This is a genomic window from Paenibacillus durus (genome assembly GCF_000756615.1).
Lineage (GTDB): Bacteria > Bacillota > Bacilli > Paenibacillales > Paenibacillaceae > Paenibacillus_AQ > Paenibacillus_AQ durus.
The window spans coordinates 5,846,694-5,868,905 of sequence record NZ_CP009288.1; the positions used below are offsets into that span (position 1 = coordinate 5,846,694).

General features: G+C 49.6%; 19 protein-coding genes. 3 read left to right on the forward strand and 16 right to left on the reverse strand.

The window, feature by feature from the left end:
- Positions 1–5 precede the first annotated feature (5 nt).
- The gene (locus tag PDUR_RS25930; RefSeq protein WP_042208778.1) at positions 6–362 is read right to left on the reverse strand and encodes an ArsR/SmtB family transcription factor; all 357 of its coding nucleotides are present in this window, start codon (positions 360–362) and stop codon (positions 6–8) included.
- A 321-nt stretch (positions 363–683) separates the two neighbouring features.
- Here PDUR_RS25930 and PDUR_RS25935 point away from each other — a divergent pair, with 321 nt between their 5' ends.
- Positions 684–1,370, forward strand: coding sequence for a FadR/GntR family transcriptional regulator (locus PDUR_RS25935; RefSeq protein ID WP_042208779.1), 687 nt, complete (start codon positions 684–686; stop codon positions 1,368–1,370).
- Positions 1,371–1,526: 156 nt separating this feature from the next.
- The gene (ilvD, locus tag PDUR_RS25940) at positions 1,527–3,191 is read left to right on the forward strand and encodes a dihydroxy-acid dehydratase (protein WP_042208780.1); all 1,665 of its coding nucleotides are present in this window, start codon (positions 1,527–1,529) and stop codon (positions 3,189–3,191) included.
- A gap of 93 nt (positions 3,192–3,284) precedes the next feature.
- Here ilvD and PDUR_RS25945 read toward each other — a convergent pair whose 3' ends face one another.
- From PDUR_RS25945 to PDUR_RS25995, 11 genes are all read right to left on the reverse strand, one after another.
- The gene (locus PDUR_RS25945; RefSeq protein ID WP_042208781.1) at positions 3,285–4,346 is read right to left on the reverse strand and encodes an LLM class flavin-dependent oxidoreductase; all 1,062 of its coding nucleotides are present in this window, start codon (positions 4,344–4,346) and stop codon (positions 3,285–3,287) included.
- Between the two features lie 158 nt (positions 4,347–4,504).
- On the reverse strand, positions 4,505–5,302 hold the full coding sequence (locus tag PDUR_RS25950) for a response regulator transcription factor (RefSeq protein WP_042208782.1): 798 nt from the start codon (positions 5,300–5,302) through the stop codon (positions 4,505–4,507).
- Positions 5,295–6,989, reverse strand: coding sequence for a sensor histidine kinase (locus PDUR_RS25955; RefSeq protein WP_042208784.1), 1,695 nt, complete (start codon positions 6,987–6,989; stop codon positions 5,295–5,297). Before PDUR_RS25955 ends, PDUR_RS25950 begins: the two co-directional genes overlap by 8 nt.
- Positions 6,990–7,132: 143 nt before the next feature.
- Entirely contained in the window at positions 7,133–8,788 is a 1,656-nt protein-coding gene (locus PDUR_RS25960; RefSeq protein ID WP_042208785.1) for an ABC transporter permease, read from the reverse strand.
- Positions 8,785–9,891, reverse strand: a complete 1,107-nt coding sequence (locus tag PDUR_RS25965; RefSeq protein ID WP_042208786.1) for an ABC transporter ATP-binding protein — start codon at positions 9,889–9,891, stop codon at positions 8,785–8,787. Before PDUR_RS25965 ends, PDUR_RS25960 begins: the two co-directional genes overlap by 4 nt.
- Positions 9,892–9,913: 22 nt before the next feature.
- The gene (locus PDUR_RS25970; RefSeq protein ID WP_179945174.1) at positions 9,914–10,948 is read right to left on the reverse strand and encodes an ABC transporter substrate-binding protein; all 1,035 of its coding nucleotides are present in this window, start codon (positions 10,946–10,948) and stop codon (positions 9,914–9,916) included.
- Positions 10,949–11,241: 293 nt separating this feature from the next.
- On the reverse strand, positions 11,242–12,468 hold the full coding sequence (locus PDUR_RS25975; RefSeq protein WP_156130639.1) for a phosphorylase family protein: 1,227 nt from the start codon (positions 12,466–12,468) through the stop codon (positions 11,242–11,244).
- A gap of 134 nt (positions 12,469–12,602) precedes the next feature.
- Positions 12,603–13,181: a dihydrofolate reductase family protein gene (locus PDUR_RS25980; protein ID WP_042208787.1), complete on the reverse strand. Its 579-nt coding sequence runs from the start codon at positions 13,179–13,181 to the stop codon at positions 12,603–12,605.
- Between the two features lie 11 nt (positions 13,182–13,192).
- Entirely contained in the window at positions 13,193–13,813 is a 621-nt protein-coding gene (locus PDUR_RS25985) for a GntR family transcriptional regulator (RefSeq protein ID WP_081949697.1), read from the reverse strand.
- 113 nt (positions 13,814–13,926) lie between these two features.
- A complete protein-coding gene (locus PDUR_RS25990; protein WP_042208789.1) occupies positions 13,927–14,832 on the reverse strand; it encodes a DMT family transporter in 906 nt (301 codons plus the stop codon).
- Between the two features lie 16 nt (positions 14,833–14,848).
- Positions 14,849–16,027, reverse strand: a complete 1,179-nt coding sequence (locus tag PDUR_RS25995; RefSeq protein ID WP_042208790.1) for a trans-sulfuration enzyme family protein — start codon at positions 16,025–16,027, stop codon at positions 14,849–14,851.
- 329 nt (positions 16,028–16,356) lie between these two features.
- Between PDUR_RS25995 and PDUR_RS26000 the strand changes: the two genes are divergently transcribed.
- A complete protein-coding gene (locus tag PDUR_RS26000; RefSeq protein ID WP_042208791.1) occupies positions 16,357–17,781 on the forward strand; it encodes an amino acid permease in 1,425 nt (474 codons plus the stop codon).
- A 121-nt stretch (positions 17,782–17,902) separates the two neighbouring features.
- Here PDUR_RS26000 and PDUR_RS26005 read toward each other — a convergent pair whose 3' ends face one another.
- The 4 genes from PDUR_RS26005 to PDUR_RS26020 form a co-directional block, all read right to left on the reverse strand.
- Positions 17,903–18,127, reverse strand: coding sequence for a hypothetical protein (locus PDUR_RS26005; RefSeq protein WP_042208792.1), 225 nt, complete (start codon positions 18,125–18,127; stop codon positions 17,903–17,905).
- Positions 18,128–18,129: 2 nt separating this feature from the next.
- Complete coding sequence (locus tag PDUR_RS26010) at positions 18,130–19,350, reverse strand: Ger(x)C family spore germination protein (protein ID WP_081949699.1); 1,221 nt, start codon at positions 19,348–19,350, stop codon at positions 18,130–18,132.
- Positions 19,351–19,372: 22 nt separating this feature from the next.
- On the reverse strand, positions 19,373–20,908 hold the full coding sequence (locus tag PDUR_RS26015; RefSeq protein ID WP_042208796.1) for a spore germination protein: 1,536 nt from the start codon (positions 20,906–20,908) through the stop codon (positions 19,373–19,375).
- 75 nt (positions 20,909–20,983) lie between these two features.
- The gene (locus PDUR_RS26020; RefSeq protein ID WP_042208797.1) at positions 20,984–22,090 is read right to left on the reverse strand and encodes a GerAB/ArcD/ProY family transporter; all 1,107 of its coding nucleotides are present in this window, start codon (positions 22,088–22,090) and stop codon (positions 20,984–20,986) included.
- Between the last annotated feature and the right edge of the window lie 122 nt (positions 22,091–22,212).

A 22,212-nucleotide genomic window follows, 5' to 3' on the forward strand; every position in this document is an offset into this window, starting at 1 on the left:
TAAGATTAGGTTTCCTTCGGTTCACTTTCCCCGGCTTGCGGCATGTTCTCTTCGGCTTGCATCTTCTGCAGGTAAATGTCCAGATTGTCGAATCGCTCATTCCAGAAGCTGCGATAAGCATCCAACCAGGAAGCCAGCGCCCGAAACGGCTCGCCGCGGAGCCTGTAGTTCCGGCGATTGGCCACTGCCTCGACTTCAACCAGCCCGGCCTCCAGCAGAACCCGCAAATGCTTCGAGGCTTGGGGCTGGCGCAGCCCCAGATGATCGGCGATTTCGCCAACAGTCAAGGGACCGCCGCGCAGCAGCTCGACCATGCCTAATCGGTTAGGTTCGGCCAGTGCGCTGAATGTCATAATATTCATAATGCTATTGTTCCTCTGGCGAAGCGATTCTAACCTGGGATACGGCGCGGCCTATGCTTCCGGTACGGGTCATATCAGGCCACCTCATTTCAATTATTGTGTATCGGCTGCTTATACATATAATATACCCAATAGGGAATATTCGAATCAAGGAATATTTTAAAATTTGAGATATCCCCTTGGTTCTCTTGTCAAGTTGTGAAGATGCGCCAATTTGAAATCTGCCGCTTTGTTTTGGCATCCATCAGACATCAGACAACGCTTCTATTAAGGATATGCGGCACAGTATAATGAAAAGAAACACGGAAGAGGGATATTCGAATGAAGAGAACAGGGAAAAGTCTTTCCGAGCATGTCGCCGAGGATATCCTCGCAATGATTACCATCGAGAAAAAATATGCGGCTGGGGACAAGCTCCCCAATGAAAACGTGTTATCCGCTGAGCTGGAGGTTAGCCGGACTACGCTGCGAGAGGCGATACGCATCCTGGCCGCCCATCAGGTGCTGGAAATCCGGCGCGGCAGAGGCACGTATGTAAAAAATAATCAAGAGCTCACCGGGGAGTTTGGGCTGGACGAGCTGTCCGCCTTTCCGGTGGATGTAAAGGATTTATATGAAATGCGTTTGATTTTTGAGCCACAATCCGCCTACTATGCCGCAAAACGCGCCACGGATAAGGAACTCGAACGGATTCTCCACTATGGACGTCTGGAAGAGGAATTGATTTTACGACAGGAAGACCGGACGGAGGCTGAGCGCGCCTTCCATAAATCGATTGCCAAGGCGACCCACAATGAGTTCATGAACCGGCTAATGCCGATTCTGTATCAGGCTATAGACAAGGGCGTTCCCTTATCGGATATCGATGAAGAAATGGTGCAGAACACTCTTCAAGATCACCGGATGATTATGGAATTTCTTGCAAAGCGGGATGCCGAGGGCGCCAAAACGGCTATGAAGCTGCACATCATTCACGCCATGCGCGGCTTTGGCATTACGGAAGATTAAAGCACGAATAAATATACGTACAGGGGCTGTTTTCGGATGAAAACGGCTTTTTGGACTGAGCCTTAATTTTAAGGTATGACATCTAACACATACATCAGACATCCAACATAATAAAATGTTGTCATACAACTTATAAACAAATGAGGTGTCTTGCAAATGAACAGTTCTGCCGTAACCAAAACCGCCCCGCAGCGCGCGCTGCTTCATGCACTCGGATTGACCCCCGAGGAAATGGACCGACCTTTAATCGGTATTGTCAGTTCTCAGAACGATGTCGTTCCGGGTCATATGAATTTGGATAAAATCGTCGAGGCTGTCAAGCTCGGCGTAGCCATGAACGGAGGAACTCCGCTGGTCTTTCCGGCGATCGCCGTTTGTGACGGCCTTGCCATGGGTCATCAAGGAATGAAGTACTCGTTGGTTACAAGGGAGCTGATCGCCGATTCTACGGAAGCGATGGCTTTGGCCCATGCCTTCGACGCTCTAGTCATGGTTCCCAACTGCGATAAAAACGTCCCTGGCTTGTTAATGGCCGCTTCACGACTGAATATTCCAACCATCTTTGTCAGCGGCGGACCTATGCTTGCCGGCAAAGTGGACGGCGAGAAGATCAGCTTCTCCAGTGTTTCGGAGGCGGCGGCCGCGTTCCGCGCCGGAACAATGACCGAGGAAAAGCTGCTGGAATACGAGAATAATGCCTGCCCAACCTGCGGCTCCTGTTCCGGCATGTATACGGCGAACAGTATGAACTGCCTGACGGAGGTGCTGGGAATGGGCCTTCGGGGCAATGGTACCATCCCCGCCGTCTATTCGAAGCGGATTCAGCTCGCTAAGCGGGCCGGCATGCAGATTATGGAGCTGCTGAAGCGGGATATCCGGCCCAGGGACATTATGACCGAAGATGCTTTTACCAATGCCCTAACCCTGGATATGGCGCTCGGCTGCAGCACCAACAGCATGCTGCATCTGCCCGCCATCGCTCATGAATGCGGTGTGGCGCTGGATGTGGACATAGCCAATGAAATCAGCGCCAGAACGCCGAACCTCTGCCACCTCGCGCCAGCCGGACATACCTACATTGAGGAGCTTGATCAAGCGGGCGGCATTTACGCAGTAATGAACGAAATCGATCAACTGGGCTTGCTGAAGACGGATTTGATTACCTGTACGGGGAAAACGGTGAAGGAGAACATTGCCGGCTGCTTCAATAAAAATACGGAAGTTATCCGTCCGGCCCGCAATCCTTACAGTCCTACCGGCGGAATCGCCGTACTGAAAGGAAACCTTGCTCCCGATTCCTGCGTGGTCAAACGTTCGGCCGTCTCACCCGCCATGCTGAAGCATGAAGGCCCGGCCAAAGTCTTTGACTGCGAGGAAGACGCTCTGCGGGCTATTCACTCCGGTCAAATTATAGCGGGTGACGTGGTCGTTATCCGCTATGAAGGACCAAAGGGCGGACCAGGCATGCGAGAGATGTTAAATCCGACCTCCGCTATTATGGGGTGCGGGCTTGGCGAAAAGGTCGCCCTCGTCACCGATGGCCGATTCAGCGGCGCCACCCGAGGCGCAGCCATCGGCCATGTCTCTCCCGAGGCGGCGGTAGGCGGCAATATCGCGCTGATTCAGGATGGGGACATCATCCGGATTGACATTATGGCCAATGAGATTCATTTCAACGTTACCGACGAAGAATTGAACCAACGCCGGGCCAACTGGAAGCCAAGAGAGCCGAAGATCACCTCGGGCTACCTTTCCCGCTATTCCGCCATGGTCACCTCCGGAAACAGAGGCGCGATCCTGGAGCTCCCCAGACTGTATTGATAAAAAAGCAGCAAACCCCGCTCTACAAAGCGGATTTACTGCTTTTTTCAGTGTATCGCCGAAATTACGGCTTGATTTCCTCCACACGGCTGTCTACTCCCTCGGCTCGCCCGCCGCTTCCCAACGGGAGATTTCCTCCCGGACTCGCGGCGCGACCTCCGTTCCCAGCAGCTCAATAGCCCGCATAACATCATCATGAGGCATTGTCCCAAGCGGGGTATGAAGAAAAAAGCGGGTGATGCCTACGTTTTTTCGTAAATGGATGATCTTATTCGCCACCGTCTCCGGATCGCCGACATACAGCGCCCCTTCGGGGCTGCGCGCGGCATCGAAGCTGGAACGGTCATAATGCCCCCAGCCCCGCTCCCGCCCGACCACATTCATTGCCGCCTGAGTGGATGGGAAAAACCGGTCAGCCGCAGCTTCGGTATCCTCCGCAATAAATCCGTGCGAGTGCGAGGCAACGGGCAGACGCGAGACGTCATGACCGGCTTTGGCGGCCGCTCTCTTATAAAGCTCCACAAGCGGCGCGAACTGAAGCGGGCGGCCCCCAATGATCGCCAGCACCAGCGGCAGTCCGAGCAGCCCGGCGCGGATCACGGATTCCTGATTTCCTCCGCTGCCAATCCACACCGGCAAAGGGTTCTGCACCGGACGCGGGTATACGCCCAAATTCGGAATGGCCGGGCGATGTCCGCCTTCCCAGGTGACTTGTTCCGACTCCCGGATCTTGAGCAGCAGCTCCAGCTTCTCGTCGAACAGCTCGTCATAGTCATCGAGGTTATATCCAAACAGCGGAAACGATTCGATAAAAGAACCCCGGCCCGCCATGATCTCCGCGCGTCCATTCGAGATGCCGTCCAGCGTGGCAAAATCCTGAAACACCCGCACCGGATCATCGGACGACAGCACCGTGACCGCGCTGGTCAGCCGGATTCGCTGCGTCTGCGCCGCAGCCGCAGCCAGCACAACCGCGGGCGAGGACGCCGCATAGTCTTTACGGTGATGCTCGCCGACGCCATACACATCCAGCCCCACCTGATCGGCCAGCACAATTTCCTCTACGACCTCACGCAGCCGCTGCGCATGACTCATGACTTCTCCGGTATGCACATCCGGCGATGTCTCGACAAACGTGCTGATGCCTATCTCCATTGGCAGCGCCCCCCTCTTATATCAAAACTGAGTATCTTTATTTTGAACCTTTGCGAAAGGGATAGCAAGCGCATGTTCAGCAAGGAGAGCACTGCGCTTCTCCAGCCTGCGGCTGGCATACCCGTCGGGTGACCCGCTGCCCTGAGTGACCGACAGAATTATTCCAGCTCCGTCTCACGAACTCCGAACTGCTCCTGATACTGGCCGGGCGTGCAGTTCGCGTACTTCTTGAAGATGGCGATAAAATATTTGTAATCCCGGAAGCCCACATCCGAGGCGATGGTGTAGATTTTTCCCTCGCCGCTCTTCAGCTTGTCCATCGCCCGCTGAATGCGGTACCGGTTCAGAAAATCATTGAACGTGTAGGTGGTCTCGCTCTTAAATTTCCGGTTCAGGTAAGCCGCGCTGATTCCGAGCCGGTCGACGAGATCATTGATGCTGATTTTATCGGCGTAGTGCTCCTGGACGTATTCGACCATCTTCGAGACATAAGGGGAGGACCCGGCCGGAAGCTTCATTAACGAAGCGTAAATCTCCTCCTCGCTCTCCGAAGCCGCCTGGATCAGCGCATCATATTTCTTCTTCATCTCGACCTGCCGCTTAGCCCGCTCCAGTGCGCCGAGCAGTTGCTCCTGCTCCAGCGGCTTCACCAAATATTCCGTAACTCCAAGGCGAATCGCCTGCCTGGCAAGCCCGAACTCGTCGTAACCCGATAAAATAATATAGCTGCACACCGCTTCCTGCACGCTTTGCTCGATCATCGCAATCCCGTTCATGAGGGGCATGTTCACATCAACGATGACAATATCGGGCTTAAGCGCCCGGATTTGCTCCAGCCCGGCCTCGCCGTTATCGGCTTCGCCGATGACGATGCACCCGGCCGCCAGCCAGTCAAAGGTATAGCGCAGACCTTTACGGATGATCTCTTCATCTTCCACCAGCAGCACTTTAAACATCAGCGTCCTCCTTCCTGAAAGGAATGATGATCAAAACAGCGGTCCCCTCTTCGGATACGCTGTCGATGTTGATGCCATAGCGTTCCCCATACATCAGAACGAGGCGGCGATGCAGGTTGTTGAGTCCGATATGCGGCGACTCGTTATCAGGGTCCAGCATAATCCCGCGAACCTCCCGCAGCCGCTCTTCACTCATCCCTCCGCCGTCATCCGTTACCTCGATGGTTAAATCCGAACCGGTCACGTATCCGTTAACGGAAATATGAAGACGTTCCTTCTGCCGGTAGCCGTATTTAATCGAATTCTCAATAACTACCTGCAGCATCAGCCTTGGAACGAGCGCCTCCATCGCTTCTTCATTAACATTCATCGTATAGCTCAGCCTGTCCTTGAACCGCATGTGCTGAAGCTTTAGGTAATCCGCAACATAATTCAAATCATCCTTAAAAGTCACAGTATTTCCTTCCGTACTGATGCTGTAGCGCAGCAGTCTCGAGAGAATAAGCACAATATCCTGCGCAAGCTTATTATCGACTACAATCGCATACCGCAGCGTTTCCAGCACATTAAAAATAAAATGAGGATGGAACTGTGACTGAAGGTGCTTCACCTCGGCAACTCTCCTTAAATCCGACAGCTCTTCATTTCGGGCAAGCAGTTCATTCAGACGGGAGAGCATCGTATTATACTGATTGGCCAGCGTCTCGAATTCATCACCGGAGTCAATATGAACATAGGATTGCATGTTCCCGGCCTGAAGCTGCCTTACGGCATAGATCAGCTTGTCGATCGCCCGGGTATGGCGTGCAGAAACCGTCCTTGCAAGAACCTGGATCAGAAACAGAAGCAGCACGCTGGCAATGGCAAAGAACACAACGAGCGACAGATAGGTATAGTTCATGAGCTGGATGGCGTTCAGCGTGTAAATACGCCACTGCGCCTGCGGAATGGACGTTTCGCTGCCGTAATACTTTCCATTATTGATCAAAATATATCCGTTCTTTTTCTCAAGCGTTAACTTATTCAGGAGCCCTCTTACAATGTTGTTGGTGGTGGCAATAATGGTCTGGTGCTGATCGGTCACGATGGCTATTTCATTATTTTGCACAAAAATAAGCTTCTGAAAATCTTCTTCATACAACTGGTAAGTCAGATACCCTATGATCTTGCCGTCTTTCCGGATTTCCTTCGCAAAGGTATACACCGTGTAACGGTCATGGGAAAAGCGGATATGATTGCTTTCGGCCAGCAGAGGCTGCCCGGTTCTGGACATCCGGAGCACGATGGCTTTCAGCGCATTTTCGGAGGACTCGGGACTGAGATTAGCGGAAGAAGCAAGGATCTCGCCATTCTTGTTCAGAATATGCATGATGCTCTTGACCTGCTGACGGTTGTTGAAATTGTAGAACTCTTCGTATACACGGGGACCGCCGCGCCGGGTATCGGCATACTCAACCACCTCTCGGAGCCCTGCCATCCGGTTCACTTCTTCATGGTAAGACCGGTATACCTCTCCAAGCGAAGAACGGATGGTCCTGCCGGCTTCCTTCGTCTGATGGATCAGCATAAAGCGGGCGTTAACGACGGTGAAGATCAGGAACAGGATAAACAGCAGAAATATAGGCACAAAAGCATGCAGCAAAAACATGCGGCGGATCGAGTCCTTGAAGTTTCGCTTTTGGGCCATCGCCTTCCTCTCCTTCATATGCCGATTGATTTCCACTATCGTAGCCGATTGGGTTCGCTCCGGGCAAGCCGGGGGATAGCGCATAACCGCCTTTATATTTCAAAAAAACCGGCTCCCGCCACGCGGAAACCGGACTTACGAACTTACATGGTTACATCCTTCTTGCCTGTCAGCTTAAAGAAGAGCAGCAGCGACAGGACGGTGATAACGGTAAGCAGCGTTGACAGCGCGGCAGCCACACCGTAATTACCCCGGACAACCTCCGTATATACGGCTACGGTCATCGTCTTGGTCTTTCCTGTATACAAAATAATAGAGGTGCTCAGCTCCGTAATAATGCTGATCCAGCTTAATATCGCTCCGGCGATCACACCCGAAACCATCATCGGCACCGTAATCCGGAAGAAGGTCTTCATGGTGGAGGCACCCAGACTGATTGCGGCTTCTTCAATGCTGTCGTTGACCTGATGCAGCACGGCGGCGCTGGAACGGATCGTGTAAGGCAGGCGCCGGATGACGAATGCCGCGATCAGGATGGCAGCCGTGCCGCTTAAGAGAATCGGCGGCTTGTTGAAGGTGACCAGCAGTGCAATGCCGAGGATCGAACCGGGTACAATGTAAGGCATCATCGTGAAGGTATCCAGCAGATTGGCGACTGCGCCCTTTCGTTTCACTGTAGCATAGGCGATCAGAACAGCCGTAAGCGTAATGATTATGATCGTAATAATCGCCAGGAAGAAGGTATTATAGATCGAATCGCCGACTTTGGTAAAGGCTGCGCGGTAGCTGTCAAGCGAATAGCCGTCCACGAAGATTTTGCCCGATGTCTTGAGAAACGAAGTATACGCCACATAGACTTGCGGCATCATGGCCAAGATCGTGAACAGATAGACATAAGCGTGGGCGGCAATATTCGCCAGCCCTTTCTTCGGTTTTGGCTCGATCGGATTCAGTGCACTCATGCTGTAGGACTTGCGGTTCGCGATATACTTTTGCAGCAGAAAGACTGCGGTTGTGAACAGCACGACGACAACGCTAATTGCAGCCGCGAATCCGTCGTCACCGCCAACTTCACTGATGAATTCATTAAATATTAGGACAGGGACCGTCCGGAAGCCCTCCCCGATCAACATCGGAGTGCCGAAGTCGGCAAAGGCCCGCATGAACACGAGCAGGCCGCCCGCAAGCAGCGTTGGCGTAATGAGCGGCACGAGCACCTTCCACATTTTTCGGAGACCCGTGCAGTTCATGCTCTCCGCCGCTTCCATCAGCGAATGATCGACATTCTTGAGCGCACCCGAGACATACATGAAGATCAGCGGCGACAGCTGCAGGGTCAAGACGAGCAGAATTCCGGTAAACCCGTAAATATCGGGCATCTGCAGCCCAAGAACCCGCTCGGCGAATTTGGTGATGACCCCGCTTCTGCCCAGCAGCAGAATCCAAGCGTATGCTCCGATAAAAGGCGCGGACATGGAAGAAATCAGGATCAAGATTTGGATTGCGGCGCTGCCTTTAATCTTTATGGTGGACATGATATACGCGAGCGGACCGGCAACGATCACCGACAATACCGTTACGCATATCGTCACCTTGAGGCTGTTCCACACGGCATTCATATAATAGGCTTTGCTGAAAAATTTGTGGAAATAAGCGAGCGAGAATTCGCCCGTGGTCCCGTCAAAGAAGCTTTTAATCAAAATCATGAATAAAGGCAAGGCCAGAAAGACGATATAACCCAGAAAAATAATGGCGGTAATAAACGACCATATATCTCTTCGCTTCATTGCATTGTTCATAAGCGCGTTCCCCTGGTCAGGTTGACTTCTCCCGATGCGTCGTACACGTTAATCGTCTGCGGATCAACCTTCAGCCATACAGTCTCTCCCTGGTTCATCCCACCGCTTCCGGCGGACGACTGAATAATTTCGACTTCTTGCCCATTCTCCAGCTCCACCTTCAGGTGAGTGTTCAGACCGAGAAAAATGCTGCTCACAACCTTTCCTCTGAGGCCATAGCCGTCACCCGACAGAGCGAACTCTTCCGGCCGCACGGACAGCTTAACATTTTGAGCGGAACCGAGAGACTTGTCCGCTTTCAGCCCTGGTATCCGCTCCGAGTAGCCGTCCCCGATACGCAGTACAGCCTCTCCGTCTTCACCGGCGGACATCACCGCGTCCATAATATTCGTGCGTCCGATAAAGGTCGCCACGAACAGGTTAGCCGGACGCTGATAGATTTCGCGTGGGGTTCCCACATGCTGAATGACGCCGGATTTCATGACCGCAATCCGGTCGGAGACCGCCATTGCCTCCTCCTGATCATGCGTCACATATACGGTTGTAATGCCGACCTCCCGCTGAATCTCCTTGATCGCATTCCGCATATCGACCCGCAGCTGGGCATCCAGGTTGGACAGCGGCTCGTCCATCAGCAGAACGTCCGGGCGGATCACGATCGCTCTGGCCAGCGCGACACGCTGCTGCTGTCCTCCGGACAAGTTCTTCGGCATCCGGTCCTGATAAGGCTCAATTTGTACAACCTTCAGCATCTCCTGGACTCTCCGGATTCTTTCCGCCTTGTCGATCTTTCGGTTCGTTAGTCCAAACTCTACATTTTGCGAGACATTCAGATGGGGGAAGATCGCATAATTCTGAAAGACCATCCCGATGTTCCGCTTGCCCGGAGCAACCTGGTTTATTACCCGGTCATTAAATGAAAGCTTGCCCCCTTCAATGCTGTTGAACCCCGCGATCATCCGCAGCAAGGTCGTCTTCCCGCACCCCGAAGGGCCCAAAAGGGTGAAGAACTCACCCTTCTGAATCTCAAGAGACAGCTCCGGAATCACCGTCGTATTTCCGTATTTCTTGACTATGTCACGAAATGAGATCGTAACGCTCATGTAAACACCCGCTTTGCTGTTATTACTTGGACAGGCTGGTGAACAGCTCCGTGTATTTTTCAATAATTTCTTTCTTATGGTCACTCACATAAGTAATGTCTTCTTCAATCACTTTAATCTGGTCCATTGGCGTCATATAGCTTCCAAGCTGTGCATCCGCTCTAAGCGGCCGATTCGTCGTCTCCGTACCAAGGGCGTCCTGCGCTTCCTTGGAAATCAGGAAGTCGATAAATTTCTTGGCGTTCTCTTCATGCTTCGCGCCTTTGACAATCCCGGCTACCCCATCCAGGAATACCGTACCTTCCGAAGGGTACACGACGCGAACCGGAGCCCCGTCTCTTACATAGCTTGCGGCCGGATCTTCATACGTCAGTGCCACGATATACTCGCCGTCGGCTACGCTCTTATGCGCTTTGCTGGAGCTGCCGGCGATTTTGCCGTCCAGGTTCTTGATCAGTTCACCGACATAATTCCATCCGGCACCCGAGGTGTAGTCATTGCCTTTTGCCTTCAGCATATTGGTCAACTGGTGGAAGGCCGAACTGGAGTTGGCCGCGTCCGCCATCGCGATTTTGCCTTTCAATGCCGGGTTGAGCAGGTCTTCGTAGCTGTTGATTTGAATATCTCCGGCCAGGTTGGTATTTACAAGCATGACACTGCCATCGGAGACATAAGAGGTCATGATGCCTGTCGTGTTCCGGTGACCTTCGAGCAAGTACTGGTCGTTGGGTGACACGTACTTCTCGAACAGTTCGGCATTCGCATTGAACAGATCAAACGCGCCGCCGAACATGACATCGGCATAAGGATTATCTTTCTCCGACTGGATTCGCTTAATCAGCTCACCGCTGCCTGCGGATACAAGCTCCACCGTAATGCCCGTCTGCTTCTCGAACAGCGGAACCAGCGCGTTAATCATGCTTTCGCTGTTCGGCGTATACACTACAAGCTTATTTGAACCGCTTGCTTCATTTCCTTCCGAACCGGAATTTCCGCAAGCTGCCAATACCCCGGCCAATAACGTCAGAATTACTGACAACTTCAACCACTTCATCATTTTTCTTGCCCCCTCAATTGGAATATATGTTCATTCTACCAGCCCGAAATTTGTTTAAAATCCTAAAATTCGATAATATCATCCAAAATACGCAACTAACTTGTCGCATTATGTAGTATTAACTCACACGAATCTTGCCATGAGCGATTGCCCGCCTTTGCCGTCAATGCCAAACGAATGGTGAAGCTAAACTAGAAAAAGCAGGTCATCCCAGGGTAAGGATGGCCTGCTTTTGTCATAATCTCACGCTTTGTTTTTCAGATCGCCCGCTATGAGCGCCACTTCATGACATTCTATTGCGCCGTGATCGATAAATCCACGCCTTCGGTTTTCGTCTCTAGTCCAAATGCCTTCGAGACGAGATCCAGACTCACGTAGGTTTTGCCGTTAACGACCACCGCTGGGGACTCCACCTGCTGCTTCATTCCTTGCGAATCGAAGAAGAAGCTGTTACCCGCTTTGAAAGTCGCTGTTTTCATATCATATTTGAACGTAATGGACTTTGTCTTCGGATTAAAGGTTGCACTGGACGCCTTCGTTCCGGAGAGCACGCCCGCCAGGCTGCGGATTGGAATCAGGGCTTTCCCTTTGTATGCCAGCATGTAAACATCCTGTTTAACGCCGTTCACATAGAGATTGAAGCCATTCACTTGGGTAATCGTGGCGAAATTAACTTGCTTATCGATCGCCTTAATAACCTCAACCACAAACTCACCTGTCCAGATGCCGGCGTTTCTGCCGCTTGTAGGATTCCAGTGCTCATCATGTCTGCCTGCATCGGACATCCCTCTGATGCCTACGAAAGGAACGTGAAAGCCGTTCGCTACTTGAGCAACGGAAGCCGTCTCCATATCCTCCGCCATCATGCCAAGTACTTCATTGGTCCACAGAATCCGATCCACTTCATTATTGAATTGGTCGGCGCTGCCGATCGTCCCTGCATAAACATGCCCATGCATGTACTTGTTCTGTACCGACATTGCGGCTTCGACCAGTTCCGGCGTGCTTTTGAACGTTTTGTATTTCATCAGGTTGTCTTGGTCATCCCGCACATCGGTCGTCATCATATTCCACGTTTCCGGCTTGCTGCCTTCTCCCGCTTTTCGGGTCGGGGAGATCGTGTTGATATAGTTGATCAGCTCTTTGCCGACGACAATATCATACAGATGCGTCTTCTCATCATGGCCTCCGGCTGTGCCCTGGTTAATGATCGCGCGCGGATGGAAGGTGTTAATAAGCAGCGTTGTCGATGTGGCCGCGTTGACCATCCCCATCTCCGTCCGGCTTACAATGACCGGGATTCCGTCAATTTTGCCTATGTAGTAGCTGTACATGCCGACTTTTTGCGTTTTGTATTGGCCCATTGCTTTGAGCAGCGATTCGATTTCGACATCAAGCGCTCCCTGTACCGCGATTGGGGCCTTTTCCGCACTCTTCGCGGCGGCAGCCGACGGATGATAGGTGAAGCTGCTGATTACTACCATACAAAATACGATTAACATTGCTGTGGCTCTTCTCACCTTTGCATTCCTCCAGTAATCCTTTGATATTAATATTTTAAATATTAATATAATCAATAGCGGCTAAGGATGTAAAGGAGGAATTTTCACTAACTATCATTTCTTCGGACAACCCAATAAGCAGTCGGTTTCGTCTACAGATTTTGATGAGTCCCGCCCATTCCATAGTGAAGCAGTACGACTCCTGACTTGAAGCTTCTGGTTTCCAGCAGCTCCAGCTTCATTTTATTGACATCTTTAAACAGTGGTCTGCCCGTTCCAATGACAACCGGGGTCAGCACAAGCAGATACTCATCGATCAGTGCTTCTTTTTCCAGCTGCTGCACTATTGTTCCGCTGCCAAATATAGTAATATCGGCGCCTTCGCCAACTTTTAACCTTCTAACTTCCTCTGCAAGATTGCCGCTATGCAGCTTGGAATTCTCCCAATTCACTTCCTGCAAAGTTGTGGAGAATACCACCTTTGTCATCTGGTTTAATTCATTGGCCATCATCCGGGCTCCTTCGGGGGCATTCGGATTGTTTGCTACATGAGGCCAGTAGCTTTCGAACATCTGATAGGTTGCCCTGCCGAACAGTACCGTATCGGGATTCATCATCTCATGCGCGGCCTGGTTAACCTCGGGATCGTGGATGAACCAGTCGATCTCTCCGTTCAGACCCGCATAATAACCATCGATTGAGACATTGTTGAACACAACTATTTTTCTCATTGACGGCACCTCTATATCATGTCTTTATGTTCAATTTCCCAATGCTTTTTAATGAGCATCTCCAGCTTCTGCTTATCTTTATTCTTAAAGCACTTGATCATTTCTTTATGTTCTTCATTCAGCTGCGCCGATACGGCAAACAGACGATCCGCGTCATCGCTTAAATAGACCTGTCTCACGAAGCTGTTTTGCAGCATCTCTAACATTTCGGTCAACGTAGAATTATTACTTTTACTAATATACACATTATGGAACTTTTTTTGATATTTTTGATAGTCGGAATAGTTTTTTTCAGCTATAGACAAGTCAATAATCTTCACAAAGTCTTCCATTTTCTCTATGTCATCTTCCGTAATTTGCTCTAAAGCGAGCGTAGCCGCTAATGCATCCAGTACACTTACAATTTTGAATACATCCAGCTTCTTTTTAGTATCCAAATCTTTAACAATGAATCCCCTTCTGGGCAGATATTCAAGAAGATTATCTGAAGCAAGCTGGATCAAAGCTTCTCTGACGGGGGTGCGGCTGACTTCCAGTTTCTTGCTCAATGCGACTTCATTTATTTTATGATTCGGAAGCAGGGTCCCGTTTTGAATTTCGGTTGCGATATGATCATAGACATGATCTTTCAAGGACTGATATCTTTTTGTAATCGTTAGCCCCTCCTAACATATCCTCATATATTCATTATACAATATATAATATATACGCTGGAAATGCCATCGTTGTCTTCGGTTCCAGCCCGTTACCCCAAAGCCTCCGCTTTGACCTTGAGTTCTCTGCTTTCCCTTCTTTTATTGGATAGATAGACGCCCAGAAAAACGAGCAGCCCTCCAACCACCTGAATGAATGGAATGGATTGACCCAGAAATGCGCTGATAATAGCCGTAAACACAGTAATTAGATTTAAATAGATCCCTGCGCGGCTGGCTCCCATTTTGCTGATGGCTATATTCCAGAACACAAAGGAGCCCACGGACGGCAAAATACCGATATAGAGTATCCCGATTACGGCAGGCTTGCTGTGCGGAAGGTGAATCCCATAGAACAGCATAAACGGAATCAATAACAAGATGCCAAGCAATACCGACGCCGCCGTTGCCGAAATGGGCGGAATCCCTTTCATTTTTCGTCCCAAAATGGAATACAGGGTCCAATTCAGGATAACAAACAGCATAATCAGGTCCCCTTGATTATAGTCAATGTTAAAGATTTGCTGTAAGTTTCCTTTCGTTAAAATGAGCAGGACGCCAAGCAGCGAGATAAACAGTCCCGCAACGTTTACCAAATTCAGCTTTTCCTTCAAAAAAATCACCGAAAACAATACAATTAATGCCGGGTTTAGAGAATTAATCATCGCGGCTTCCAAAGAAGAGGTGTACTTCAGAGCCGTATACAGGAAAAAGTTATACCCTATAATACCAAACGCGGCCATGAGCAAAAGATACCTCCACTGCTTCCACACCTTTCTCCAATCCGGACGCTCAATAAGCTGGGCAATCGGAAACAAAAGGACAACGGCGATGATCCATCGGGTAAATGTAATTTGCAAAGGGTCCATTTCTGCAACCACATACTTGCCGAATACATAATGCCCGCCCCAAAATAAATTCGCGATGACGAGAAATAAAATAACCCAGTATTTTTTCATATTTGAATTTCCCCTCTTAGATAAGGTTTAAGACGTTGTCAAATTCAGCAATCAGATCTTCAATATGTTCAAGGCCGGTCGAAATCCGGATGAAGCTTTTCCCGATGCCCGCTTCTTCCAGCTCTTGATCATTCAAGTTGCGATGCGAGGTTATAGCCGGTGAACAGACGGAGGTTTTGACACCCGCCAAACTAGGCACAAATTTGATCCCCTCCAGGTTGTCAATGAAGGTGCGATAGCTGTCGGTCTCTCCCTTCAAATCAATGGTCAGCATGCCGCCAAATAACTGGTTGTTAAACAAAGAACCCGCCCGGTCGAAAAAGGGTGATGATTCCAGCCCCGGATAAAACACCTTGTTAATTTTGGGGTGGCTGTTAAAGAAAGCGGCTAATTTCAAAGCGTTTCCGGAATGCTCCTTCATTCGCAGCTCCAATGTTTTTAAGCTCCGAATAAGAATCCAGGCATCGAACGGACTCATACAGCCGCCGTAAAGCGTCCCCACCTTGTCTATGGCCCGAATGGTCTCTTGATCGGACACGACGATGCCCCCCGTCACATCTCCATGTCCGCATAAATACTTGGTTGCGCTGTAGACAACAACGTCTGCTCCAAGCTTTAGCGGCTGGCAAACGACAGGCGTGGCGAACGTATTATCCACCACCAGTTTGGCCCCGTGCGCATGAGCGGCTTCCGCCAGTTTTTGAAGATCATTCACGGCCATTAATGGATTAGAGATGGTTTCTGTGTATACAAGCCGGGTCCTTGGAGTGAAATACTGATCGATATCCTCATCATCGAAATGGGCAAAGGTCACATCAATATTAAATTTACTCAGTTGATATTTGAGAAACTCATAGGTCTCACCATACAAAGCCTGGGATGCCAGGACATGGTCGCCGGCTTTAAGATGGGTGATTAGAGTTGAAGTAATGGCAGCCATTCCCGAAGAAAACACGAGCGCGTCTTCTCCGCCATCAATGGTGCGCATAACCTCTTTTAGCGCTTCATGAACAGGATTCGTCATCCGGGAATAAATAAAGCCCTCCGCTTCGCCGTCGTAAACTCGATTTAAGCTATCCACGTCATCAAAAGCGAATACCGAACTTAAGGTAAGCGGAATCGTCTCAGGGACGGATAATGACAAAGGGTTGTGATTTCCTAATCGGGTCAACATCGTATTAAAGTTCTGGTTCATATAAGTCGCCTCCGAGTATCTTTTCATTCGAATTGTATATTGTATATTGTATTTTTTAAATCCTACCACCATAACAAACAATTTGTAAACCTCTTTTCAAAAAGATACGGAATGAATTTATATGTTATAAAAGATAACGTTTCACTCGCAAAATTCAGTAAAACGTTTGGTTTTACAGCATTTTTCATCGAAGCATAAAAGATTTTTGTTAGATTTTCTGACAAACTTGTTGTGCAATTATAAGAGAGGTGCTATATTTTTAAAAAATACAATATACAATATTAAATGTATTGTATTTTATTAGTGCAACTAAAAAAGGAGGCAATTGAATGTTAGAGGCGAAGGATATAACGGAAAACCAATTGAAACGGACCATGAAAAGCAGGCATTTGTTTATGATTTCACTTGGCGGTGTGATTGGAACGGGGCTGTTTCTAAGCTCAGGCTATACTATTAATCAAGCCGGACCGGTAGGGACGCTTCTCGCTTACCTGATCGGTTCGGTCATCGTGTACCTGGTTATGCTCTGCCTGGGTGAACTGGTGGTGAAGATGCCGGTGACCGGCTCCTTTCATACCTACGCTACCAAGTTTATTGGTCCCGGTACGGGGTTTACGATGGCATGGCTGTATTGGCTGACGTGGACCGTGGCACTCGGTTCCGAATTTACGGCAGCCGGATTAATCATGGAAGGCTGGTTCCCGTCCATCTCGGTATGGGAATGGAGCGCATTCTTCGTTGTATTGCTGTTTGCTCTTAATGCCTTTTCCGTCCGGTTTTTTGCAGAAACGGAATTTTGGTTCTCCAGCATCAAAGTCATCGCGATTCTCTTGTTTATCGTTATCGGGGGATTGGCCGTATTCGGGATCATTCCAATGTCCGGAACCAGCGAAGCTCCCTTGTTTAACCATTTTGTCAAAGATGGGCTCTTCCCGAATGGATTCGGCGCAGTATTCTTGACGATGCTGGCAGTTAACTTCGCCTTTTCAGGTACAGAACTGATCGGGGTCGCTTCCGGCGAAACGGCGAATCCGGAAAAAGTCATCCCCAAAACCATCCATACCACCCTCATACGGCTTATTATCTTTTTCATTGGCAGTATTACGGTGATCTCGGCCTTAATTCCCTGGAAGGAAGCCGGAGTCGATCAAAGTCCCTTCGTTCTGGTTTTTAACAGCATAGGAATCCCTTATGCCGGAACGATTATGAATTTTGTTGTTTTAACGGCTATTCTCTCCTGCGCAAATTCCGGTTTATATGCCGCAACACGTATGCTCTGGTCCTTATCCAATGAAAAAATGATTTCGGGCGTCTTTGGCAAAGTAAATAAAAAGGGTGTTCCTATGCCCGCTCTGATTCTTACCACCTTAGGCGGCGTTCTGTCTCTGATTTCCAGTGTTATGCCCGCTCAAAAAGTTTATATTATCCTGGTCTCCATTTCGGGTCTGGCCGTGGTTATTGTGTGGATGGGCATCGCCGCTTCCCAATTTATGTTCCGCCGGGCTTACCTGAAAGAGGGGCATGATGTGAACGATTTAAAATTCAAGACGCCGCTGTATCCGGTCGTCCCTATTGCCGCATTCATTCTATGCTTCCTGTCTTGTGTATTGATTGGTTTTGATCCGGCACAAAGAGCGGCATTATTCTATACCATACCGTTCGTTGCCTTATGCTATATCTGCTATTACGCCAAGCAAAGCATTCAGAAGAAGAAGGTCAGCATCCAGGAAGAAGTTAAAGAAGTTCGAGTGTAAAACGAATCGCTTTCGGGCGCATCAACCTAAAGAACCTTCAATCCCTTATTTTTAACAGGGGTTGAAGGTTCTTGTTGTCAAGACCATTTCAGCCGGGATTCATAAGCCGCCCACACTCTAGTCACTCCGTCTTCAATAAAGAACCGAGTGGTTCCAGAACCGATTCCACGGCTTTACTTGGATTGGGCAGATGGACATCAAATGAAACTAAAATGCTTAACGTTAAGCCCGTTAGGATAAGCACGGAATAAACGACCACATCTTTTTTCTGTCTCTTTTTAATCAATAAGGGAAAGTCCACGCCGGCCAGCAGGATAAACAGGAGTATAATCGCCATGATCTTCATCCTTATTTATTCTCCTCCTCTTCCACCATGATCATCGATTTGTTCGTCAGACCTGTGCGGACGACTTTTGCATGAGTATGAATGTCCACTTCCACCCTGGAGAATTCATCATCCCATCTGTCTTTATACTCCCGGTTCCACGCTTTCGGGTAGGCCCGATATACCGCGGTGCCTAACCCGAATATATCCGAATTGAACGTTTTTTGTGCCTTGTAGAGCGTTGATTCTATTCTGTCTTTAATCGCTTGTTCCATTTCTTGTTCGACATATTGAATGACCTTCGGATTGCCAATATCCAGCTTGGAGCTATTCTCAAACAGAATATTTTCCATACGGGTTTCCACATTGATTTTGAGCTTGTTATTCCTGAGAACCGGTTTAATTTTCGTAGTTGCATTAAATAACATCGCGCTGATCTTCCCTCCCCCTTTGTCCTCTGGAATATCCACCGTCACAATACTGGTCTTCAATTCATTGCGCAGCCACAGCACCCCGCGTGTCTCCGCATCATCCAGCCAACCGACCAGTTTATCTTTGCGGAACACAGCTGACCCGGAAATAGCGGCGTTCATCTCTTGTTCGGAAGAGTTCTCTCCGCCGTCAACCTCCGCGCGTTGCAGCATCACCTGGGCCGTAACCGGCTCGACCCCGTCTGTAAGCAGCATATGAATATAGTCTTTTAAGTAGATCTGGAGTCCGATATGACGCTTCTCCTCCTCCCTGATCTCCTCGGCGGAAATCTTTTCCCATTTGGCATTGAGACTCAAAATTTTCGCTGCTTCTCCTTCACTAACTAGAATAAAACTGCGCAGCCGTGATTCCCGGTAACGTACAAAAAAATCTAGAACGGGTGCAATTCCATCCCGGGCCTGCTTCTCCCCGATCACAATAATCCGGCTGTGGGAGAGAAACAATCTGCGGGGAAGCTTTTTCTGCAGCCTGCGCATAGCGTCCATTATCGTCTCTCCCTCCTCCGATACGATCACAGTTGGTTTATTACCACCGCCGCCAGTTCCGCTCCCCCCGCTTCTTCCGGAACCTCCAGCCGGTCCAAGCATCGTTGGAACGGCAATCTGCAGCGTTAACAGATACTTCCCGTCGTCCCTCTTGTCAATAGCGGCCGCAGTCACAATCGACAGATCATTTAATTCAACCCGGCTCCAGCAGCCGATTACCGGCAGCATCGCGATGATTAACAGCAGAATCCCTAATTTTCTCATCATCACCCTCCTTCCATAAACAGGGCTAACCGCCGCGCTTGGGGGGACGCGGCCGTAGTGTTCCTTTCATGCGCCGGATATTGTTCTTGCTGGACTCAGTCGAACGTTTAATCATACCCCACCAAGGCACGCGCACAAGAGCATCTTTCAGATCACTTATATGCAGAGGAGCCAGTGGTGATAAATATGGAACCCCGAACGAACGCAAGCGCGCCATATGGATCAGAATGAACAGAACTCCGAGCAGCACACCATACAGCCCGAGCGTCCCGGCCAGAAACATCATTGGAAACCGAAGCAGCCGGATGGTAATAGCCTGGGAGTAGCTCGGAATGATGAAGGAAGCAATACCTGTGATGGATACGATAATGACCATTGGCGCGGACACGATTCCGGCGCTTACGGAAGCCTCGCCAATAACGAGCGCCCCGACGATGCTGACCGCTTGTCCAACCGGACGCGGTAGGCGCACCCCTGCTTCCCGAAGTGCCTCGAATGAGATTTCCATCAGCAGCGCTTCGACAAGAGCCGGAAACGGAACCGCCTCCCGGGAAGCGGCAGCGCTGAGCAGCAGGGACGTTGGCAGCATCTCCTGATGGAAAGTCAGCAGAGCGATGTAGAGAGAGGGCAATAGCAGTGCAATGATCAGAAATAGATAGCGGAGCAGCCGGATTAACGTCGAGATTACATATCTTTGGTAATAATCTTCGCTGGCCTGCATCATTTCAAAGAAAGTGACCGGGACGATCAGCGCAAAGGGGGTATTATCAATGAGTATGGCGACCTTGCCTTCCAGCAGATTGGCCACGATCTTATCGGGCCGCTCCGTGTAATTAACCTGGGGAAAGATAGAGAACGAGTTGTCCTCAATCAACTCCTCCACATAGCCGCTCTCCAAAATGGCATCGATATCGATCCGGTTCACTCGTTTCCTGACTTCCTCGACGATCGCATCGTCCGCGATCCCTTCCAGGTACGCAATCGCGACATCGGTCTTCGATAATTGTCCCAACTGCAATCCTTCTATCTTCAACTTTGGAGTTCTCAACCTGCGGCGAATGAGGGTTATGTTGGTCAGCAGATGTTCCGTAAATCCTTCCCTTGGACCGCGAATGACGGCTTCTGTAGCCGGTTCCTCAACCGCCCGTTTCCCCCAGCCCTTCGCGCTGATGAACAGGGCCTTTTTCACACCATCAATGAGCAGCACCGTATCTCCGCTCAGAACATGGTCAACGACCTCCTGAATTCGCTCGCCGGAGTGGACTTGCGCTGCGGTAATGACCTGATTCTGGAGCAGGCTCTCAACTCCGGCCGGCGAAAGCCTGGACTTCTCAAGCATGGTTTCACCATACTCGAGCAGAGGCCGCATGATATCCGAATCTACAATGATGGTGTTGACCATTCCGTCCAGGAAAATAAGCATTGCAGTTTGAACATCGCCTAACTGAAATTCCCGGAATACGATATCGGTTGACCGGTCAAATATCGCTTTAAGCAATTGTATGTCCTGTGTTATTTTCCCGCTTATCATCTCGTTATTTGGCGGTGTCCCTTGCCCCATTTCTATTTCACCCTTTCTACGAAAGCCTCTACCCATATGCTCTCCAAAATCCTGATTTTACATCATCCATTTCGCTTATCCCTTCTGCTCCCTGCCATCCAGCCGCCTGATCTTGGCAATAATCAGCATCAGCAGAGGAAATAGGATTACGAAAGGAAAGGAGAAGAACGGCCAGATGGTAGATGCGAATACAGCATCCTCCATGATTGTTCCATAAGCCACGATGGAGAAAATAAAGAGCAGAATACCCACAGGAATGACGATGGAGCGGTAATCCGAAAGCCTGCACCACTGAGCTAACCCGACTACGGTGCAGTAATAGCAGACGGCTATCTTCATAAAGCCTGACGTTATCCATAGCAGCATGCCGAGAATATCCATGTCCGTCAAGAAGCCCATCTTTTCGATGTACTTGATAATTTCGTGAGTCGGATAATTCAGTCTTGCAGCGATCGCCGGACCTAACACGAGAATAGAGATCAGCACGGCTATCGTAAGGAGCATGCCGCCAAATATAGTAGCTAAGATATAGTACCTCTTCACTTTCTGAATATTGCTGATATTGGGCAGCAGCATCGCAAACAGAATGGTCTCGCCAAATGGAAGCGAAGCCGCCGAGATCGAGCCTTTCATAACAGGAACGATTCCTTGTCCCATAAACGGAGTCAGATTGTCCCATTTGAATTCCGTTACAAGCAAAAAGATAGTGAGCATGACGATTAGTTCACGAAAAGGCAAAATCAATTGATTGACCCGCCCAAGCGTTTCAATCCCTCCCCAAACCGCATAAGCGATTACGAAGAGTAGCGGTCCGCTTACGACAATTGGCGGTGTACGCGGCAGTGCGGTTGTCGTCACATAATCGCGAAAAAGCCCGGTCACAAGCGACCCCAAATAAAACGGGTACAGCACGTACAGAAGACCGACTATTTTCCCAAACCATTTTCCTAAAATGATTTCGCTGTACTGGATGATACTCTGTTTCGGAAATAAAAGCCCCAAACTGGTAAACAGTAGAACAACCGCTATTCCAATCAAGGCGGCAATAATTATCACGAGCCAACCGTCCTGTTTAGCAAAGGAAGTGGCGCTCGACGGAACGATTACAGCCGCGCTTCCCATTAAGAACGTAAACATCAAAGCCCCAGCCTGCCCAGCACTAATCTTTCCACGGTCAAGCATGATTGTCCCTCCAATATCCAAAGCATACTTAGAATATTTTCCTAATAGCGGTTTAAATAACCGCTTCATGAAATGTTTATTTTTACCTCAACTGCAAATACTGGGTTTATTATTTTCCGCGA

Bases quoted from the DNA above. Each gene is read 5' to 3' on its own strand.
- PDUR_RS25930 (WP_042208778.1), bottom strand. From the start codon at position 362: ATGAATATTATGACATTCAGCGCACTGGCCGAACCTAACCGATTAGGC.
- PDUR_RS25935 (WP_042208779.1), top strand. From the start codon at position 684: ATGAAGAGAACAGGGAAAAGTCTTTCCGAGCATGTCGCCGAGGATATC.
- ilvD (WP_042208780.1), top strand. From the start codon at position 1,527: ATGAACAGTTCTGCCGTAACCAAAACCGCCCCGCAGCGCGCGCTGCTT.
- PDUR_RS25945 (WP_042208781.1), bottom strand. From the start codon at position 4,346: ATGGAGATAGGCATCAGCACGTTTGTCGAGACATCGCCGGATGTGCAT.
- PDUR_RS25950 (WP_042208782.1), bottom strand. From the start codon at position 5,302: ATGTTTAAAGTGCTGCTGGTGGAAGATGAAGAGATCATCCGTAAAGGT.
- PDUR_RS25955 (WP_042208784.1), bottom strand. From the start codon at position 6,989: ATGGCCCAAAAGCGAAACTTCAAGGACTCGATCCGCCGCATGTTTTTG.
- PDUR_RS25960 (WP_042208785.1), bottom strand. From the start codon at position 8,788: ATGAACAATGCAATGAAGCGAAGAGATATATGGTCGTTTATTACCGCC.
- PDUR_RS25965 (WP_042208786.1), bottom strand. From the start codon at position 9,891: ATGAGCGTTACGATCTCATTTCGTGACATAGTCAAGAAATACGGAAAT.
- PDUR_RS25970 (WP_179945174.1), bottom strand. From the start codon at position 10,948: ATGATGAAGTGGTTGAAGTTGTCAGTAATTCTGACGTTATTGGCCGGG.
- PDUR_RS25980 (WP_042208787.1), bottom strand. From the start codon at position 13,181: ATGAGAAAAATAGTTGTGTTCAACAATGTCTCAATCGATGGTTATTAT.
- PDUR_RS25990 (WP_042208789.1), bottom strand. From the start codon at position 14,832: ATGAAAAAATACTGGGTTATTTTATTTCTCGTCATCGCGAATTTATTT.
- PDUR_RS25995 (WP_042208790.1), bottom strand. From the start codon at position 16,027: ATGAACCAGAACTTTAATACGATGTTGACCCGATTAGGAAATCACAAC.
- PDUR_RS26000 (WP_042208791.1), top strand. From the start codon at position 16,357: ATGTTAGAGGCGAAGGATATAACGGAAAACCAATTGAAACGGACCATG.
- PDUR_RS26005 (WP_042208792.1), bottom strand. From the start codon at position 18,127: ATGAAGATCATGGCGATTATACTCCTGTTTATCCTGCTGGCCGGCGTG.
- PDUR_RS26010 (WP_081949699.1), bottom strand. From the start codon at position 19,350: ATGATGAGAAAATTAGGGATTCTGCTGTTAATCATCGCGATGCTGCCG.
- PDUR_RS26015 (WP_042208796.1), bottom strand. From the start codon at position 20,908: ATGGGGCAAGGGACACCGCCAAATAACGAGATGATAAGCGGGAAAATA.
- PDUR_RS26020 (WP_042208797.1), bottom strand. From the start codon at position 22,090: ATGCTTGACCGTGGAAAGATTAGTGCTGGGCAGGCTGGGGCTTTGATG.